Here is an 18024-nt window from a genome sequence, read left to right on the forward strand (position 1 = left end):
TTGCGCTTTGAGCATGTACCTGTGATGGCTTTGGGGCCTCATCGCGGGGCAAGCCCGCTCCAACGAGAACTGTGGGAGCGGGCTTGCCCCGCGATGCAGGCGCCGCGCAATCAGCGCGAATAGCGCTCCTTGCCCCACGCCAGCAAGGTCTGGAGCAACTGCTTCAACACCACCTGGGTCGGCGCCGCCAGGTCCTCGCGGTACTTGAACGGCTCGACCTCTTCCATGTAGGTGCTCTGCGCCAGCTCCAGCTGCACCGCATGAATGTTGTTGGCCGGGTCGCCATAGTGGCGGGTGATATGCCCACCCTTGAAGCGGCCATTGAGCACGTGACTGTACTGCTCAAATTTTGCACAAACACCTTGCAGCCGTTCGGCCAGTTGCGGATCACAACTGGCGCCATTGAAGGTGCCGAGGTTGAAGTCCGGCAGCTTGCCGTCGAACAGGTGCGGGATGTGTGAACGAATCGAGTGGGCATCCCACAGCAAGGCATAGCCGAACTGCTCGCGCAGGCGCGCCAGCTCGCTGCGAATGGTGTCGTGGTAGGGCCGCCAGATGGCTTCCAGGTACCCCGCCCGCTCCTGTGCCGACGGCGCCTGGCCGTCCTTGAACAACGGCTCGCCCTCAAACAGCGTGGCCGGGTACAGGCCGGTGGCGGCGCCAACGTACAGCGGCTTGTCGTCGTCCGGGCGGTTCAGGTCGATGACGAAACGCGAGTACTCGGCGGCGACCACGCTCACGCCCAGGCCTTGGGCAAACTCATATAGCTGCGGAATGTGCCAGTCGGTGTCCGGCAAGCTTTGCGCCTGCCCGACCAGGCCGTCCTGCACCGCTGGGGTCAGCTTCAAACCGGCGTGGGGCATGCTGATCAGCAGCGGCAGCGTGCCCTGGTGAAATTTCAGTACCTTGTCCATACGCCCTCTCTCAATTGGAAATTTCATGGCCCAGGCGCACCACCCGCTTGGGCAGGTCACCGCCGAGCCAGTAGGCCAGGTCGGCCGGTCGTTCGATCTGCCAGGCGACAAAGTCGGCAACCTTGCCCGCTTCCAGCGAACCGTGGCTGTCGCCCAGGCCGAGGGCGGTTGCCGCATGCAGGGTGACACCGGCCAGGGCTTCTTCCGGGGTCATGCGGAACAAGGTACAGGCCATGTTCAGCATTAGCCGCAGCGACAGCGCCGGCGAAGTGCCGGGGTTGAGGTCGCTGGCAATGGCAATTTTCACCCCATGCTTGCGCAGCGCGTCCATCGGTGGCAACTGGGTTTCGCGCAGGAAGTAGAACGCACCGGGCAGCAACACCGCTACGGTCCCGGCCGCCGCCATGGCGATGGCGTCGTCTTCGGTCATGAATTCCAGGTGATCGGCCGACAGCGCCTGGTAGCGTGCCGCCAGGCTGGAGCCTGCAAGCGACGACAGTTGCTCGGCATGCAGCTTGACCGGCAGGCCCAGTTCGCGAGCCTTGATGAACACCCGCTCGACCTGGGCCGGAGAGAACGCCAGGTACTCGCAGAAGGCATCCACTGCATCCACCAAACCCTCGGCCGCCAGGGCCGGGAGCATTTCGTCACAGATATGGCTGATGTAATCGTCAGCCCGATCCTTGTATTCCGGTGGCAAGGCGTGGGCTGCCAGGCAGGTGCTGCGCACGGTGAGCGGCAGCTCCTCGCCAAGGCGGCGGATAACCTTGAGCAGCTTGCGCTCGCTGGCCAGGTCAAGGCCGTAGCCGGACTTGATCTCCAGGGTGGTGACGCCATCATGCATCAGCGCTTGCACGCGCTGGCGGGCACTGGCGAACAGCTCGTCTTCGCTGGCCGCGCGGGTCGCCCGCACGGTACTGGCGATGCCGCCGCCCTGGGCGGCGATCTCGGCATAGCTGACGCCTTGCAGGCGCTGCTCGAACTCGCCGCTGCGGTTGCCGCCAAACACCGCGTGGGTGTGGCAGTCGATCAACCCCGGAGTGACCCAGGCGCCGCCCAGGTCCACGGTTCTGTCAGCGACCAGGGCCGGCAGCTGCTGGCGCGGCCCGATCCATTCGATATGGCCGGCGCTGGTGACAATCGCCGCATCCTCGATGATCGAGTAAGTACCTTGCGCCATGCTTGCCACATGGCAATGCTGCCAGAGGGTTTTCATCCAGAGTCTCCTTGATCAGAGTTGAGAAGGTTCCTGCACCAGCGGCTGCTCGGCGGCAACCACCTGCGGCTTGCACCAGAGCTTGTAGGCCACCACCAGGAACAATACCCAGACCACGCCGACCAGCAGCGCGGCTTGAGTATCAGGGAAGTACCCGAGTACGCCAAAGACGAACAGCATGAAGGCAATCGCTGCCGCCGGGCCATAAGGCCAGAACGGTACCGGGAATTTCAGCTGGGCAACTTCTTCACGGCTCATGCTGCGGCGCATGGCAACCTGGGTTACCAGAATCATCAGCCACACCCAGACGGTCGCAAAGGTGGCGATCGAGGCAATCAGCAGGAACACGTTTTCCGGGATCAGGTAGTTGAGTACCACACCGCCGAGCAACGCTGCGCCCATGACCAGCACGGTCATCCATGGCACGCCATGCCGGGAGATCTTGGCAAAGCCTTTGGGCGCCTGACCTTGCTGGGCCAGGCCGTACATCATGCGCCCGGCGCCGAAGATGTCGCTGTTGATCGCCGAGACCGCGGCGGAAATCACCACGATGTTCAGCACGGTCGCCGCCGAGCCAATCCCCAGGTTACTGAAGATCTGCACGAATGGGCTGCCCTGGCTGCCGATCTGCGGCCATGGGTACAGGCACATCAATACGAACAGGGTCAGCACATAGAACAGCAGGATGCGCATCGGCACGGCGTTGATTGCCTTGGGGATAACGCGCTGCGGGTCCTTGGCTTCACCGGCGGTGATACCGATGATTTCGATACCGCCAAAGGCAAACATCACCACGGCAAACGAGGCGATCAGGCCACCAATGCCGTTGGGCATGAAGCCGCCATGCTCGAACAGGTTGCTGATGCCCACGGCGTTATCGGCAGCGGCATTGCTCAGGCCGAAGGCCATGATGCCGAAACCGGCGAGGATCATCGCGACGATGGCGCCGACCTTGAGCAGCGACAGCCAGAATTCCATCTCGCCGAACACCTTGACGTTGCACAGGTTCAGGCCGCCGATCAGGAAGACGATGCCCAGCACCCAGATCCAGCGCGCCACTTCCGGAAACCAGAAGCCCATATAGATGCCGAAGGCGGTGACGTCGGCGAGGCAGACGATGATCATTTCAAAGGCATAGGTCCAGCCGAGGATAAACCCCGACATCGGCCCCAGGTAGGTACTGGCGTAGTGGCCGAAGGAGCCGGACACCGGGTTGTGCACGGCCATTTCGCCCAGCGCGCGCATGACCATGAAGACCGCTGCACCACCGATCAGGTAGGCCAGCAGTACTGCAGGGCCGGCCATCTGGATGGCCGAGGCGGAGCCGTAGAACAGCCCGGTACCGATCGCCGAGCCCAGCGCCATGAAACGAATGTGTCGCGCGGTCAGCCCGCGCTTGAGTCCTTGAGCTTCTTGCATGTCACGTCCTTATTCTTGTTCTGGTCGTGAGAATGAACGGGCGCGCCAATCCCGGCGCAAGCCCGCCCCAAATGAGGGAGCGGGCTTGCCCCGCGAAGGGCCCCGGGAGCAATTACAGGCTAGGCAGGACCTTGGCCGGCAGCAGGCCGGTCAGGCGCCCTTCGGCCAGCAGGGCGATGGCCGCCTCGATGTCCGGGGCGAAGAAGCGGTCTTTGTCGTAGTAGGCAACCTTGCTGCGCAGGGTTTGACGCGCCTGTTCCAGCTTCGGCGAGGTCTTCAGGCCTTCGCGCAGGTCCAGGCCCTGGCAGGCAGCCAGCCATTCGATGGCAAGGATACCGCGCACGTTGTCGCTCATTTCCCACAGGCGCTTGCCGGCAGCCGGGGCCATCGACACGTGGTCTTCCTGGTTGGCAGACGTTGGCAGGCTGTCAACACTGTGCGGGTGCGCCAAGGCTTTGTTCTCGCTGGCCAGGGCCGCGGCGGTAACCTGGGCGATCATGAAGCCGGAGTTGACCCCGCCATTGGCAACCAGGAACGGCGGCAGCTGGGACATGTGCTTGTCCATCATCAGCGAGATGCGGCGCTCGCTCAGCGAACCGATTTCGGCGATGGCCAGGGCCATGTTGTCGGCGGCCATGGCCACCGGCTCCGCGTGGAAGTTACCACCGGAAATCACGTCGCCTTCGGCGGCAAATACCAGCGGGTTGTCGGACACGGCGTTGGCTTCGATCACCAGCACTTCGGCGGCCTGGCGGAACTGGGTCAGGCAGGCGCCCATGACCTGTGGCTGGCAACGCAGCGAGTACGGGTCCTGGACTTTGCCGCAGTTCTCGTGGGAGGCGGAAACTTCGCTGCCATCACCCAGCAGGTCGCGGTAGCACGCGGCTGCATCGATCTGGCCGCGCTGGCCACGGGCTTCGTGGATGCGCGCATCGAACGGCGAACGCGAACCGAGCACGGCTTCGACGGTCAGGCCACCGACCGACATGGCCGCGGCGAACAGGTCTTCACCTTCGAACAGGCCGCGCAGGGCAAAGGCGGTGGATGCCTGAGTGCCATTGAGCAGTGCCAGGCCTTCTTTGGCCGCCAGGGTCAGCGGCTCAAGGCCAGCAACCGCCAGGGCTTCGGTGGCCGACAGCCATTGGCCGTTGTGACGCGCCTTGCCTTCACCCAACAGTACCAGCGACATGTGCGCCAGCGGGGCGAGGTCGCCGGACGCGCCGACCGAACCCTTGAGCGGGATGTGTGGATAGACTTCGGCGTTGATCAGCGCGATCAGGGCGTTGATCACCTTGCGGCGGATGCCGGAGAAACCACGGCTCAGGCTGTTGACCTTGAGCACCATGATCAGGCGCACCAGGGCGTCGTCGATCGGTTGGCCGACGCCAGCGGCGTGGGACAGCACCAGCGAACGCTGGAGGTTTTCCAGGTCGTGGCTGGCGATACGGGTCGAGGCCAGCAGGCCGAAACCGGTGTTGATGCCGTAGGCGGTGCGGTTTTCCGCGAGAATCTGCTCGACGCAGGCGACGCTGGCGTCGATCTGCTGGTCAGCGCTGGAATCCAGCTTGAGTTTTACCGGCTGCTGGTAGATCGCACGCAGCTGAGCCAGGGTCAGGGTGCCAGGCTTCAGGGTCAATTCAGTCACGTTAATGCTCCGTACTCGTGAGGCGTAGGCGCCTGCATAGATATCAGTATCAACCATTCAGCGCAGATCAGCGCGTGATCATCGGCAGGTTCAAGCCTTGTTCCTTGGCGCAGTCGATGGCGATCTGATAACCGGCATCGGCGTGACGCATGACACCGGTAGCCGGGTCGTTGGTCAGTACCCGGGCGATCCGCTCGGCAGCTTCGTCGGTACCGTCGCAGACGATGACCATGCCCGAGTGCTGGGAGAAGCCCATGCCTACGCCACCACCGTGGTGCAGGGACACCCAGGTCGCACCGCTGGCGGTGTTGAGCAGGGCGTTGAGCAGCGGCCAGTCGGAGACGGCGTCGGAGCCATCCTGCATCGATTCGGTTTCACGGTTGGGGCTGGATACCGAGCCGGAGTCCAGGTGGTCGCGGCCGATAACGATCGGCGCCGACAACTCGCCGCGGCGGACCATTTCGTTGAACGCCAGGCCCAGCTTGGCGCGCTGGCCCAGGCCGACCCAGCAGATACGCGCCGGCAGGCCCTGGAAGCTGATGCGCTCGCGAGCCATGTCCAGCCAGTTGTGCAGGTGGTCGTCGTCCGGGATCAGTTCCTTGACCTTGGCGTCGGTCTTGTAGATGTCTTCGGCATTACCCGACAGCGCCGCCCAGCGGAACGGGCCGATACCACGGCAGAACAGCGGACGAATGTAGGCCGGTACGAAGCCCGGGAAGTCGAAGGCATTGGCAACGCCCTCTTCCTTGGCCATTTGACGGATGTTGTTACCGTAGTCGAAAGTCGGCACGCCCTGCTTCTGGAACTCGAGCATGGCTTGAACGTGGACAGCCATCGATTGCTTGGCGGCCTTGACCACCGCAGCCGGTTCGGTCTGCGCACGGTCGCGGTATTGCTCCCAGGTCCAGCCGGCTGGCAGGTAGCCATTGAGCGGGTCGTGGGCGCTGGTCTGGTCGGTGACCATGTCCGGGCGCACGCCACGCTTGATCAGTTCAGGCAGGATTTCGGCGGCGTTGCCCAGCAGGGCAATGGAGATGGCCTTGCCTTCGGCGGTGTATTTGGCGATGCGCGCCAGGGCGTCGTCCAGGTCCTTGGCTTGCTCGTCGACATAACGGCTGCTCAGGCGGAAGTCGATGCGGCTCTGCTGGCATTCGATGTTCAGCGAGCAGGCGCCGGCCAAGGTCGCCGCCAGTGGCTGGGCGCCGCCCATGCCGCCCAGGCCCGCGGTCAGTACCCACTTGCCCTTGAGGCTGCCGTTGTAGTGCTGGCGGCCGGCTTCGACGAAGGTTTCGTAGGTGCCCTGGACGATGCCCTGGCTGCCGATGTAGATCCAGCTGCCGGCGGTCATCTGGCCGTACATGGCCAGGCCCTTGGCATCCAGTTCGTTGAAGTGTTCCCAGTTGGCCCAGTGCGGTACCAGGTTGGAGTTGGCGATCAGTACGCGTGGGGCGTTGCTGTGGGTCTTGAACACGCCGACCGGCTTGCCCGACTGCACCAGCAGGGTTTCGTCGTCGTTCAGGTTGGTCAGGCTCTCGACGATCTTGTCGTAGCACTCCCAGTTACGCGCGGCACGGCCAATACCGCCATACACCACCAGCTCTTTCGGGTTCTCGGCGACTTCCGGGTCGAGGTTGTTCATCAGCATGCGCAACGGTGCTTCAGTCAGCCAGCTTTTGGCGGTCAGCTTGTTGCCGCGCGCTGCGCGGATTTCGACGTCACGGAATTTCTTGAAGTTGTTGTCAGTCACGGAAATGGCTCCTAAGCGATCGGTCCAGAGCAACCCAGGCATTGGGTGGGTCATGGCACTTATACAAACACATCTTTACTTGTATGTACAAGCATAGGCAATTGAAGTGCCAACTCCTGATCAGTGCGCTTTTCCCGGCGCCAACGCAGGTGCTAGAGCCCCGCGATGCGCGGGCTGTGGCGAATTAAAATTTTTTCCAGGAGATGAGCGGTCGAACCAAGGGGATCAGTGGCGTTGCACCACTTTGGGTCAATCGGTAACAGCCTCGGCCGCGCTGAACGGCCGAGGCGTAACACACTCAGCGCGGGCTGAGCTCGATCAGGCAGCAGCGCCCCTGAATGTTCAAGGTCTGCAGGCCCTGACTCGCCTCCAGGTGCAAGCAGTCATAGCGCCCAAGCAGCTGCACACCGCTGTCCAGCGTCACCTCGACCTGGGAAGCCACGGCAAACAGCAGCACGGTCGTGGCCGAACTGAACAGCCGCTGGCTGCCATCGAGCCACTGCAGGCGCGCGTTGTAGCGCTCGGGAGAATAGATCAGGTTGAAATCGCGAATTGCACCACCGAGCAGCGTGCAACTGACCTGGCTCTGGCCGCTGAAGGCAAAGGCGTCGAACGGCAGCAACGGCCGCGTCGGCTGGCCATCGACCTGCAGGCGCATGCCCTCACCCTCGAGCACGGTGATGATCCGCTGATACCCGGCAAAGCTGGAAAAGCCACCGGACTCGCTGATATCGGCAATCGACAGGCGCCAGCCGAAGCCGTCCAGGCCGACGCCGGCATCGCGGGCAATCTCTTCGGTGCTGCCGCCGCCGTTCTTCCATGGCATGCGGGGGTAGTCTTTGGCGCGTAATACCTGCAACTGGCTCATTTGCTGAAGCGTCCTTCCAAGCGATGACGGGATCCGGGATGAATCAGACGAGCGGCAGTCACTGGCTGGCGCCCAGACCAGGTGCGGCGGCGGATCAGCAGGCACGGCTCGCCCGGTTCGATTTGCAGCAGGCGGCATTCATCCGGGTCGGCAAGAATCGCCTCGACCACGTGTTCGCCCTCGGTCAAGGGTGCGACTTGGGACAGGTAGGCGTAGGGCGTTTGCCGGGTGAAGTCCTGCTGGAGGTATTCGGGCGCTACCGCAGCATTAACGAAGCGGTCTTCGATCTGCACGGCGACGCCGTTCTCGTAATGCACGATCAGCGAGTGGAACACCCGCTGGCCTTCACGCATGTCCAGGGCCAGGGCGCGCTCGGAACCGGCGGCCTCTTCGGCGAGGATGATCACCTTGCAGCTGTGCTCGTGGCCACGGGCGGCGATCTCGTCGGCAATGTTGTTGACCTCGAACAGCGCCGAACGGCTCTTGGGCTCGGCAACAAAGGTGCCGACGCCCTGCATGCGCACCAGCAAGCCTTCGGCAGTGAGCTCGCGCAAGGCGCGGTTGATGGTCATGCGGCTGAAGCCCAACTGGTTGACCAGTTCGCTCTCGGACGGCACCCGGTGATGCGGCGGCCAGCTGCCATTCTGGATCTGCTGGGCGATCATCTGTTTGACCCGGGCGTACAGCGGCGCCGGACCCTCGCCCATCTGGGCAACCAGCGCGGAGACAGGAGGTGTCGGCACGGAAGATATCCTTGTTCGGTTGAATGAACGGTAGCTTGCCGGAGTTTACCCAGCAGGCAAACGTCTGTATATGTATATACAAATAATCACAATGAGGTGCCGTGCCGATGTCCGTCTTCTTTGCCGAACGTGCTTTGCTGCCTACAGGCTGGGCCGAAAACGTCCGAATCGAGGTCGGCGCCGACGGCCTGCTGACCCGCATCGAGGCCAACGCCTCGGCCGAAGGCGCCGAGCACCTGGCCGGCCCGCTGCTGCCGGGCATGCCCAACTTGCACTCGCACGCCTTCCAGCGCGCCATGGCCGGGCTTGCGGAAGTGGCCGGCAACCCCAATGACAGCTTCTGGACCTGGCGCGAGCTGATGTATCGCCTGGTCGGCAAGATCAGCCCTGAGCAGCTGCAGGTCATTGCCCGCCAGCTGTACATCGAGATGCTCAAGGCCGGCTATACCTCGGTCGCCGAATTCCACTACGTTCACCACGACACCCAGGGCCAGGCCTACGCCGACCCGGCGGAGCTGTCGCTGCGCATCAGCGCTGCGGCGCGCGCCAGCGGCATCGGCCTGACCCTGTTGCCGGTGCTGTACAGCCACTCCGGCTTTGGCGGGCAAGCACCGAACGAAGGCCAGCGGCGCTTTATCAACAGCACCGAACAGTACCTGAACCTGCAGGCACGCCTGGCACCGCTGCTCGCCGAGCAGCCGGCGCAGGCCCTGGGCCTGTGTTTCCATTCGTTGCGCGCGGTGACTCCGGAGCAGATCGCCGAGGTCATGGCTGCCAGCGACAAGGCCTGTCCGGTGCACATCCATATCGCCGAGCAACAGAAAGAAGTCGACGACTGCCTGGCCTGGAGCGGGCGCCGGCCGTTGCAGTGGCTCTACGAGAACACCGAAGTAAATCAGCGCTGGTGCCTGGTGCACGCCACCCATGCCGAGCCCGACGAAGTCGAGTTGATGGCCCGCAGCGGCGCGGTCGCCGGCTTGTGCCTGACCACCGAGGCGAACCTGGGCGACGGCATCTTCCCGGCCGTGGATTACCTGGCCCGCGGCGGGCGCCTGGGGATTGGTTCGGACAGCCATGTGTCATTGAGCGTGGTAGAGGAATTGCGCTGGCTGGAATATGGCCAGCGTTTGCGTGACCAGCGCCGTAACCGCCTGTACCGCGGCGATCAGCCAATGGTCGGGCGCACCCTGTACGACGCCGCCCTGAGTGGCGGCGCCCAGGCCATGGGCCAGCCGATTGGCGAACTGGCGGTGGGCAAGCGCGCGGACTGGCTGGTGCTCGATGGCAACGACCCGTACCTGGCGACAGCCAGTGAAGACGGCATTCTCAACCGCTGGCTGTTTGCCGGCGGTGACCGTCAGGTGCGCGATGTGATGGTCAACGGCCAGTGGGTCGTGCGCCAGGGTCGCCATGCCCAGGAAGAAGACAGCGCACGGGAATTTGCCGGGGTGCTGCGCAGCCTGTTGGGCTGATTACGCCATCGCGGGGCAAGCCCGCTCCTACACTGTCGGAGTTGGCTTGCCAGCGATTTGGGTATCAAGGCTTGTGCGCCGCCATGTCCTTGTCCGTCACCCGCCAGATCAGCCGCTGGGTGTCGTAGCCCTGCTGGCGCGCCTTGGCCAGCAGGCTTTCGCGCTGCAACGCCGGAATGGTCGGGGTGCGCGAAAGTATCCACAGGTACTTGCGATCCGGATTGCCGACCAGCGCAGTCTGGTACTTGTCGTCGACGTAAAGGATCCAGTAGTTGCCCTTGGCGACCCCAGGCAGCAAGGTCGAGAACCAGTTGTCGAACTCCACCCAGAGCTTGTCGGTCTTGCCCGGCACCTGCGCAGTGGCCGTGCCGCTGGCCTCCTGCCATTCACCTTGCAGGGTCTGGCAGCGGTTGAGCACCCCGACATTACCGTCCGGCTTGAGGTTGTAATGGGCCTCGGACTGGGCGCAGTCGCGCTGGAAGAACATCGGCAGCCGCGCCAGTTCATACCACTTGCCCTGGTAGCGTTTGAGGTCGACGCTGCCGGCAGTCTTGGGCTCCAGCGAGCCTGCGCCGGTGCTGGCACAGCCGCCGAGGATCAACCCGGCGCACAGCGCCAGCAGCAGATGCAACCGCTTCATTTGAGGCCCTGCCCGGAATACATCAGCACTTTGTCACCGGCGTACTGGACACTGATAAAGGTCTTCTCGTCACCCCAGGTGCAGCTGGACATGCCCAGGGCGCCCGAGCAATCGGTCGGCGCGCCGAGCAGTTTTTCGACCTCGGCCTTGGCCATCCCGGACTTGAGCTGTGAATAGTTTTCCTGGTTGATCTTGTTGCACGCAGTGAGGAACACGCACAAGGACAGCAGGGCGAGGGAACGCAACGACATGAAGGGTCACTCCTGGACATGAGGGTGCAGGCGCGGTGGCCTACCGACAGCTTAGAAGGGAAAAAGCTCATCCGGTTCCCGAGCGCCCAGGTTTTGTTGGCGTCAAAGCCCCGCCATTGGTCGACTGGTGAGTTCTGCGATTAATCTTTTGCCCATAACGGACGACACAGGAAGGCGCTGCGACCGATTGCCGCGCCCCACCCGTTGACCCGCCTTGTGCAGACAGACCTCGCAATGACAAAAAACCTGAAGTTCAGCCACAAGATTCTGCTCGCCGCCGCCCTGGTGGTCGCTGTCGCCTTCACCTGTTTCATCCTGTTCAACGATTACCGACAGCGCCAGACCCTGCGCAGCAACACCGAAGCCTCGATGCAGGAGCTCGGCAGCCTGACCAGCAGCAATATCCAGACCTGGCTGCAAAGCCGCATGCAGCTGCTGCAGTCGCTGTCCCAGCAAGTCGCCATCGATGGCGCCAGCAAGGACAGCCTGACCCGCAGCCTGAGCTTGCCGGTGTACGGCAGCAATTTTTTGCTGACCTACTTCGGTGGCCAGGACGGCTACATGCAGTCGGTGCCGCTGGGCAATCGCGCCGCCGACTACGACCCGCGGGTGCGCGGCTGGTACAAGGCCGCCACCAGCGCCGGCCAGACCATCATTACCGAGCCGTACATTTCAGCGTCGGCCAACAAGCTGGTGATCACCCTGGCCACCCCGGTGCAGCACCAGGGCCGGCTGATCGGCGTCAACGGCGTCGACACCGACCTGGACAGCATCAGCGCGATCATCAACGCGCTGAACTTCGACGGCCACGGCCAGGCCTTCATCGTCAACGGCGCCGGCAAGATCCTCGTCCACCCGCAAGCCGAGCTGGTGCTGAAGAACCTCAGCGACGCCTACCCGCAAGACACCCCGCAGGTCGGCAGCGGCCTGAAAGAAGCCGAGCTCAACGGCCACAAGCAGTTCATCACCTTCACCAAGGTCAACGGCGTGGCATCGGCGGACTGGTACGTGGCGCTGGAGCTCGACCAGGATTTCGCCTTCGCCATGCTCAGCGAACTGCGCACTTCTGCAGTGGTGGCCACGGTGATTGCCGTGCTGATCATCATCGCCCTGCTCGGCGTGCTGATTCGTGTGCTGATGGAGCCGCTGCACGTGATGGGCCGGGCCATGCACGACATCGCCGAAGGCGAAGGCGACCTGACCCGGCGCCTGCGCATTCATGGCCAGGACGAATTCGGTAGCCTCGGCCAATCGTTCAACCGCTTTGTCGAGCGTATTCACGAGTCGATCCGCGAAGTGGCCTCGGCCACCGGCCAGGTCAACGAAGTGGCGCTGCGCGTGGTCAGTGCCTCGAACGCCTCGATCCACAATGCCGACCAGCAGTCGAGCCGCACCAGCAGCGTCGCTGCGGCGATCAACCAGCTTGGCGCCGCCGCCCAGGAAATCGCCCAGAACGCCGCCCTCGCCTCGCAACATTCCAGCGACGCGCGCAACCTGGCAGCGCAGGGCCAGCAGGTGGTCGAGCAGACCATCGAAGTGATGAACCAACTGTCGGCGAAAATCAGCGACTCGTGCGGCAACATCGAGACGCTCAATGCCAACACGGTGAACATCGGCCAGATTCTCGAGGTGATCAGCGGCATTTCCCAGCAGACCAACCTGCTGGCGCTCAACGCCGCCATCGAAGCGGCCCGTGCCGGCGAGGCCGGACGCGGCTTTGCCGTGGTGGCCGACGAAGTCCGCAACCTCGCCCACCGCACCCAGGATTCGGCCCAGCAGGTTCAGCGCATCATCGAAGAGCTGCAGGCCGGCGCCCAGGTGGCGGTCAGCACCATGACCGAAAGCCAGAGCCACAGCCAGCACAGCGTCGGCATCGCCAACCAGGCCGGCGAGCGGCTGGGCAGCGTAACCCTGCGTATCGGCGAGATCGACGGCATGAACCAGTCGGTAGCCACCGCCACCGAAGAGCAGACGGCCGTGGTCGAGTCGATCAATGTCGATATCACCGAAATCAATACGCTGAATCAGGAAGGGGTAGAGAACCTGCAGGCAACCTTGCGCGCCTGCAATGACCTGGAGAATCAGGCCAATCGTTTGAAGCAGTTGGTGGGGAGTTTCAGGATCTGATGTGAAGCTGATCGCGGGGCAAGTCGAGTCGTCGCACCGCCGCTCCCACAGGCAATGCAAATCTCTGTGGGAGCTGGCTTGCCAGCGATGAATTCAACTCAAAACCTTGAGCCCGGCTCCAGCAGAAAATCCATCTCTTCATCGGTACTCGGCCGATTCAGCAACAGATTGCGATGCGGGAAGCGGCCAAAGCGGGCAATCACCCGCTGGTGCTGCTCGGCGTAGTCAAGGAACCCTTCGAACAAGCGCCGATCGGCATCCGGCTGGGCATCGAGCAGCAACTGGTAACGCTCGACGCTGATGTTCTGCCAGTCCAGTACCTCGGCATGCTCCAGCACCAACAGGACGAACACCCGCTGGATCGGCAGCAGCTGGTAATCCCAGGCCTTGTCCAGCCCCTGCATCACCAGCACCTGGGCACGTCGGTCGCCATCGAAGGCGCGCGGCGTGTCGCGGTGGATCATGCGCGGCAACTGGTCGAGCAGCAACACCAGGCCAAGCCAGCCCTGCGGGCTTTGCAGCCACTCATCGAGGCCGCCGGCCAGCGCTTGCTCGACCAGCTCGCCGAAGCGCTCACGCGCTTCGTCGTCGTGGTGCTTGCCGAACCACAAGGTGCTCTTCTCGTCAGCCACATCCTGGGGGCTGGTGCCCCAGCCAAACCACCACTCCAGCAAAGGCTGCCAAGGTGCGAGCATGATTTACTCCTTGTGATAACCGGTAACGCGCTCGACTTCCTGCTTGGAGCCGAGGAACACTGCCACGCGCTGGTGCAGGCTCTCTGGCTGGATGTCGAGGATGCGCTGGCGACCGTCGGTGGAAGCACCGCCGGCCTGCTCGATGATGAAGGACATCGGGTTGGCTTCGTACATCAGACGCAGCTTGCCCGGCTTGGATGGTTCGCGGGCATCGCGCGGGTACATGAACAGGCCGCCACGGGTCAGGATGCGGTGCACATCGGCAACCATCGAGGCGATCCAGCGCATGTTGTAGTTCTTTTTCAGCGGACCGGTTTCACCGGCCAGCAGCTCGCCCACGTAGCGGGTCACCGGCTCTTCCCAGTGGCGCTGGTTGGACATGTTGATGGCGAATTCGGCGGTGGTTTCCGGCACCTGAATGTTCTCGTGGGTCAGTACGAAACTGCCCAGTTCGCGGTCCAGGGTGAAGCCCTTGACGCCGTTGCCCAGGGTCAGGATCAGCATGGTTTGCGGGCCGTAGATCGCGTAACCGGCGGCAACCTGCTTGGTGCCTGGCTGCAGGAAGGCCTGCTCGTTGAGGCTCTCGTTCTGGCTCAGGTATTCGTTCGGGCAGCGCAGTACCGAGAAGATGGTGCCGACCGAGACGTTGACGTCGATGTTCGACGAACCGTCCAGCGGGTCGAAGACCAGCAGGTAGGCGCCTTTCGGGTATTTGCCCGGGATCTGGTAGGCGTTGTCCATCTCTTCGGAAGCCATGCCGGCCAGGTGACCGCCCCACTCGTTGGCTTCGAGGAGGATGTCGTTGGAGATCACGTCGAGTTTCTTCTGGACTTCGCCCTGCACGTTCTCGGTGCCCATGCTGCCCAGGACACCGCCCAGCGCGCCTTTGGAGACGTTGTGGCTGATTTCCTTGCACGCACGCGCCACCACTTCGATCAGGAAGCGCAGATCGGCAGGGGTACTGTTGCTGCGGGTCTGCTCAATCAAATAGCGACTCAGGGTAACGCGGGACATGTAAGGCTCCGAAGGAAGGGGGTAATAAAAACCCACGCAGTTTACAGGGAGAGTGAAGCGCTAGCGAGCAATCAGACACGCTTGGCCGATCAGACGGCACATCGGCCCGAGAGTTCAGCGCTCCCGGGCCGGCCTTTGCAGCTTAGTCGAGGGCTTTCCAGATATCGGTTGCGTACTCGCGGATGGTCCGGTCCGAAGAGAACCAGCCCATGCGCGCGCTGTTGAGCACTGCCATGCGCCACCACTGCCTGGGCTCGCGCCAGAGCGCTTCGACGCGCAATTGCGCTTCCCAGTAGGCATCGAAATCGGCGCACACCAGGAAGCGATCATAAGCCACCAGCGAGTCGACCAAACCGACATAGCGGGCCGGGTCATCCGGTGAAAACACCCCGCCACGAATGGCCTGGAGCACGTCGTTGAGCCGATGGGAGGCACCGATCGCGGCACTGGCGCCAAAGTCGCCGCTGCGCTTGCGCGCCTCCACCTGCTGGGAGGTCAGGCCGAAGATGAACATGTTCTCGGCACCGACCTGCTCGCACATTTCGACATTGGCGCCGTCCAGGGTGCCGATGGTCAGCGCGCCATTGAGGCCGAATTTCATGTTGCTGGTGCCCGACGCCTCGTAGCCGGCGGTAGAAATCTGCTCAGACAGATCGGCCGCCGGAATGATGCTCTCGGCCAGGCTGACGTTGTAGTTGGGCAGGAACACCACCTTGAGCAAGCCGCGCACGGTCGGGTCGTTGTTGACCACCTTGGCGATGTCGTTGCTCAGTTTGATGATCAGCTTGGCCTGGTGATAGCTGGCGGCGGCCTTGCCGGCGAAGATCTTCACCCGCGGCGCCCAGCCGCTGCCAGGTTCGGCGCGGATGGCCTGGTACAGGGCCACGGTGTGCAGCAGGTTGAGCAACTGGCGTTTGTACTCATGGATGCGCTTGACCTGCACATCGAACATCGCCTCGGGGTTGAGGGTAATGCCCAGGCGCTCCTGGACCAGGCTGGCCAGGGCCTTTTTGCTGTGCAGGCGCTGGGCGGCGAACTGCTTGCAGAACGACGCCTTGTCGGCAAACGGCTCAAGGTCGCGCAGGCGTCCCTGCGGGTCATCGAGCAGGTCGGCGCCGAGGGCCTCGACCAGCATGCCGGTCAGTTGCGGGTTGGCCTGGAACAGCCAGCGCCGGAAGGTGATGCCGTTGGTCTTGTTGTTGATTCGCTCGGGGTAGAGCTTGTGCAGTTCGGCGAACACCGTGCTGCGCATCAGCTTTGTGTGCAGCGCCGACACACCGTTGACGCTGTGCGAACCGAGGAACGCCAGGTTGCCCATGCGCACCCGGCGGCCGTTGTCTTCCTCGATCAGCGACACCGCGCGCAGCACGTCGAAGTCGTGGATGCCCTTGGCGCGCAAGGCGTCGATATGAAAGGCGTTGATCAGGTAGATGATCTGCATGTGCCGCGGCAACATGCGCTCCATCAAACCCACCGGCCAGGTTTCCAGGGCTTCGGGCAGCAAAGTATGGTTGGTGTAGGCCAGGGTCTCGACGGTCAGCTGCCAGGCGGTGTCCCAGGGCACTTCGTGCTGGTCGACCAGCAGGCGCATCAGCTCGGCGACCGCGATCGAGGGGTGGGTGTCGTTGAGCTGGATCGCCGCCTGCTGCGGCAGGTTGAGCAGGCTGTCATGCATGTTCAGGTGCCGGCGCAGCAGGTCCTGCAGCGAGGCGGAAACAAAGAAGTACTCCTGCCGCAGGCGCAGCTCCTGGCCGGCCTCGGTACTGTCGGCCGGGTACAGCACCCGCGAGATACTTTCGGCGCGCGCCACTTCGGCGACAGCGCCAAGGTGATCGCCGGCATTGAAGCGCTCCAGGTGTAGTTCTTCCAATGCCCGCGCCCGCCACAGGCGCAAGGTGTTGACGCTGGCACCGCGCCAGCCGACCACCGGCGTGTCGTAGGCCACCGCACGCACCGTCTCGGCCGGCCACCACACCTGGCGCTGCTGGCCACTGGCATCGTGCACGGTCTCGACACTGCCACCAAAGCTGATCGGGTAGATCACCTCGGCCCGCTCGAACTCCCAGGGGTTGCCGAAATCCAGCCAGTTCTCGGTCTGCTCCTGCTGCCAGCCATCGACTACCGCCTGGCGGAACAGGCCGTGCTCGTAACGAATGCCGTAACCGTGGGCGGCGATGCCAAGGGTCGACATGCTCTCCATGAAACACGCCGCCAGACGCCCCAGGCCGCCGTTACCCAGCGCCGCATCGGGCTCCAGCAGGCGAATGCGCTCAAGGTCGACGTTAAGCCCGTCCAGCGCTTCACGGGCAACATCGAGCAGGCCGAGATTGCTCAGGCTGTCGTACAGCAGACGGCCGATCAGGAACTCCAGCGACAGGTAATACACCCGCTTCTGGCTCTTGCGGTAGATCTGCCGGGTATGGTCCATCCAGTGGTCGACCATGTGATCGCGGGCAGCCAGGGCAATGGCTTCGAACCAGTCGTGATCGAAGGCATGCTCCGGGTCCTTGCCGACCGCGTAGGTCAATTTATCCAGCACAGCGGTGCGAAAAGCGGCCACCTCTGCGTCACGAGCGAGCGGTTCCTGAGACATGCGACGTCCTCGGGCAAGTTGACGAATGCGGATGGAGATTTCTCAGCCTAGACCGTTCGACACAGAGGGGAAGCTCTGGTTCGCGACTTTCTTGCGGCCAGCGGCAAACAAACCCGGAATAAAGCGGCAAATGGTTGTTCACAATTTGATCAACTCCGGTATCATCGCGCGCCCACAAGACTCTTCTAGCCTGAGCCCGATGAAACCGACCCTGATTGCCGCCGCCGAAGTCGACCGACTGGAAACCTGGCAGAAGTACCAAAGCCATATGTGCGGAGGCTGCAACTCGACCTGCTGCACCTTGCCGACGGAAGTGAAAATCAAAGACCTGATCCGCATGGGCGTGGTAGATGAGTTCGAGGTGGGCGAGCCGCCGAAGAACATTGCCAAGCGCTTGCAGAAGGACGGGATCATCCAGCGCTTCAACCAGAAGTCGGGGATTTTCACCCTGGCGCAGATGAGCAACGACGATTGCCTGTACCTGGACCGTAAAAGTCGCATGTGCACCATTTATGACAAGCGCCCGGACACCTGCCGCAACCATCCACGGATCGGCCCGCGGCCGGGTTATTGCGCGTACATCCCCAAGCCAGCGGCGCGCCGCTAAAAGCATCGCTGGCAAGCCAGCTCCCACAAGGTTGTACATGATCCTGTGGGAGCTGGCTTGCCAGCGATGAAGC

General features: G+C 63.2%; 15 protein-coding genes and 1 pseudogene. 4 read left to right on the forward strand and 12 right to left on the reverse strand.

Annotation, left to right across the window (positions count from 1 at the left end; genetic code table 11):
* Nucleotides 1–110: 110 nt before the first annotated feature.
* The 7 genes from hutG to hutC all read right to left on the reverse strand — a co-directional run bounded on the left by hutG (nt 111) and on the right by hutC (nt 8516).
* Complete coding sequence (hutG, locus tag ACIOVF_RS07730) at nt 111–914, reverse strand: N-formylglutamate deformylase (RefSeq protein WP_401288589.1); 804 nt, start codon at nt 912–914, stop codon at nt 111–113.
* A gap of 10 nt (nt 915–924) precedes the next feature.
* Nucleotides 925–2130 carry an imidazolonepropionase gene (gene hutI / locus ACIOVF_RS07735; protein WP_401288592.1) on the reverse strand — a complete coding sequence of 402 codons (1206 nt, stop codon included), beginning with the start codon at nt 2128–2130 and terminating at the stop codon, nt 925–927.
* 15 nt (nt 2131–2145) lie between these two features.
* The gene (locus ACIOVF_RS07740; RefSeq protein ID WP_093377005.1) at nt 2146–3549 is read right to left on the reverse strand and encodes an amino acid permease; all 1404 of its coding nucleotides are present in this window, start codon (nt 3547–3549) and stop codon (nt 2146–2148) included.
* Nucleotides 3550–3661: 112 nt separating this feature from the next.
* Nucleotides 3662–5194 (reverse strand): histidine ammonia-lyase, encoded by a 1533-nt coding sequence (hutH, locus tag ACIOVF_RS07745; protein ID WP_045193891.1) that lies wholly within the window; start codon nt 5192–5194, stop codon nt 3662–3664.
* Nucleotides 5195–5261: 67 nt separating this feature from the next.
* Nucleotides 5262–6941 (reverse strand): urocanate hydratase, encoded by a 1680-nt coding sequence (hutU, locus tag ACIOVF_RS07750; RefSeq protein WP_045193892.1) that lies wholly within the window; start codon nt 6939–6941, stop codon nt 5262–5264.
* 298 nt (nt 6942–7239) lie between these two features.
* Nucleotides 7240–7809: a HutD family protein gene (locus ACIOVF_RS07755; protein ID WP_093377014.1), complete on the reverse strand. Its 570-nt coding sequence runs from the start codon at nt 7807–7809 to the stop codon at nt 7240–7242.
* A complete protein-coding gene (hutC, locus tag ACIOVF_RS07760; protein WP_176794301.1) occupies nt 7806–8516 on the reverse strand; it encodes a histidine utilization repressor in 711 nt (236 codons plus the stop codon). The genes ACIOVF_RS07755 and hutC overlap by 4 nt, the downstream gene beginning before the upstream one ends.
* A 143-nt stretch (nt 8517–8659) precedes the next feature.
* Between hutC and ACIOVF_RS07765 the strand changes: the two genes are divergently transcribed.
* Nucleotides 8660–10024, forward strand: coding sequence for a formimidoylglutamate deiminase (locus ACIOVF_RS07765; protein WP_401288597.1), 1365 nt, complete (start codon nt 8660–8662; stop codon nt 10022–10024).
* Between the two features lie 64 nt (nt 10025–10088).
* Here ACIOVF_RS07765 and ACIOVF_RS07770 read toward each other — a convergent pair whose 3' ends face one another.
* Nucleotides 10089–10664, reverse strand: a complete 576-nt coding sequence (locus tag ACIOVF_RS07770) for a lipocalin family protein (protein ID WP_045193896.1) — start codon at nt 10662–10664, stop codon at nt 10089–10091.
* Entirely contained in the window at nt 10661–10915 is a 255-nt protein-coding gene (locus tag ACIOVF_RS07775) for an outer membrane protein assembly factor BamE (protein ID WP_010222308.1), read from the reverse strand. Before ACIOVF_RS07775 ends, ACIOVF_RS07770 begins: the two co-directional genes overlap by 4 nt.
* Nucleotides 10916–11149: 234 nt before the next feature.
* On the opposite strand from ACIOVF_RS07775, the pseudogene ACIOVF_RS07780 reads away from it, so the two are divergent.
* Together ACIOVF_RS07780 and ACIOVF_RS07785 are read left to right on the forward strand one after the other, a co-directional pair.
* Nucleotides 11150–12187 (forward strand): annotated as a pseudogene (locus tag ACIOVF_RS07780) (cache domain-containing protein); the annotation flags it as partial.
* A 66-nt stretch (nt 12188–12253) separates the two neighbouring features.
* A complete protein-coding gene (locus ACIOVF_RS07785; protein WP_371128662.1) occupies nt 12254–13042 on the forward strand; it encodes a methyl-accepting chemotaxis protein in 789 nt (262 codons plus the stop codon).
* A gap of 98 nt (nt 13043–13140) precedes the next feature.
* On the opposite strand, the gene ACIOVF_RS07790 is transcribed toward ACIOVF_RS07785, so the two are convergent.
* From ACIOVF_RS07790 to ACIOVF_RS07800, 3 genes are all read right to left on the reverse strand, one after another.
* Nucleotides 13141–13737 (reverse strand): DUF924 family protein, encoded by a 597-nt coding sequence (locus ACIOVF_RS07790; RefSeq protein ID WP_401288601.1) that lies wholly within the window; start codon nt 13735–13737, stop codon nt 13141–13143.
* 3 nt (nt 13738–13740) lie between these two features.
* Nucleotides 13741–14751: a class 1 fructose-bisphosphatase gene (locus ACIOVF_RS07795; RefSeq protein WP_045193898.1), complete on the reverse strand. Its 1011-nt coding sequence runs from the start codon at nt 14749–14751 to the stop codon at nt 13741–13743.
* A 142-nt stretch (nt 14752–14893) separates the two neighbouring features.
* Complete coding sequence (locus tag ACIOVF_RS07800; protein WP_045193899.1) at nt 14894–17344, reverse strand: glycogen/starch/alpha-glucan phosphorylase; 2451 nt, start codon at nt 17342–17344, stop codon at nt 14894–14896.
* Between the two features lie 199 nt (nt 17345–17543).
* Between ACIOVF_RS07800 and ACIOVF_RS07805 the strand changes: the two genes are divergently transcribed.
* Nucleotides 17544–17951 (forward strand): YkgJ family cysteine cluster protein, encoded by a 408-nt coding sequence (locus ACIOVF_RS07805; RefSeq protein ID WP_038615479.1) that lies wholly within the window; start codon nt 17544–17546, stop codon nt 17949–17951.
* Nucleotides 17952–18024 lie beyond the last annotated feature (73 nt).

Source organism: Pseudomonas sp. NPDC087612, assembly GCF_044743505.1.
GTDB lineage: Bacteria > Pseudomonadota > Gammaproteobacteria > Pseudomonadales > Pseudomonadaceae > Aquipseudomonas.

Excerpts from the sequence above, each read along its gene's own strand:
- ACIOVF_RS07755 (WP_093377014.1), bottom strand. The coding sequence starts at position 7,809 with ATGAGCCAGTTGCAGGTATTACGCGCCAAAGACTACCCCCGCATGCCA.
- ACIOVF_RS07740 (WP_093377005.1), bottom strand. The coding sequence starts at position 3,549 with ATGCAAGAAGCTCAAGGACTCAAGCGCGGGCTGACCGCGCGACACATT.
- ACIOVF_RS07790 (WP_401288601.1), bottom strand. The coding sequence starts at position 13,737 with ATGCTCGCACCTTGGCAGCCTTTGCTGGAGTGGTGGTTTGGCTGGGGC.
- hutC (WP_176794301.1), bottom strand. The coding sequence starts at position 8,516 with ATGGGCGAGGGTCCGGCGCCGCTGTACGCCCGGGTCAAACAGATGATC.
- ACIOVF_RS07775 (WP_010222308.1), bottom strand. The coding sequence starts at position 10,915 with ATGTCGTTGCGTTCCCTCGCCCTGCTGTCCTTGTGCGTGTTCCTCACT.
- hutG (WP_401288589.1), bottom strand. The coding sequence starts at position 914 with ATGGACAAGGTACTGAAATTTCACCAGGGCACGCTGCCGCTGCTGATC.
- ACIOVF_RS07795 (WP_045193898.1), bottom strand. The coding sequence starts at position 14,751 with ATGTCCCGCGTTACCCTGAGTCGCTATTTGATTGAGCAGACCCGCAGC.
- ACIOVF_RS07800 (WP_045193899.1), bottom strand. The coding sequence starts at position 17,344 with ATGTCTCAGGAACCGCTCGCTCGTGACGCAGAGGTGGCCGCTTTTCGC.
- ACIOVF_RS07770 (WP_045193896.1), bottom strand. The coding sequence starts at position 10,664 with ATGAAGCGGTTGCATCTGCTGCTGGCGCTGTGCGCCGGGTTGATCCTC.
- hutI (WP_401288592.1), bottom strand. The coding sequence starts at position 2,130 with ATGAAAACCCTCTGGCAGCATTGCCATGTGGCAAGCATGGCGCAAGGT.
- ACIOVF_RS07765 (WP_401288597.1), top strand. The coding sequence starts at position 8,660 with ATGTCCGTCTTCTTTGCCGAACGTGCTTTGCTGCCTACAGGCTGGGCC.
- ACIOVF_RS07805 (WP_038615479.1), top strand. The coding sequence starts at position 17,544 with ATGAAACCGACCCTGATTGCCGCCGCCGAAGTCGACCGACTGGAAACC.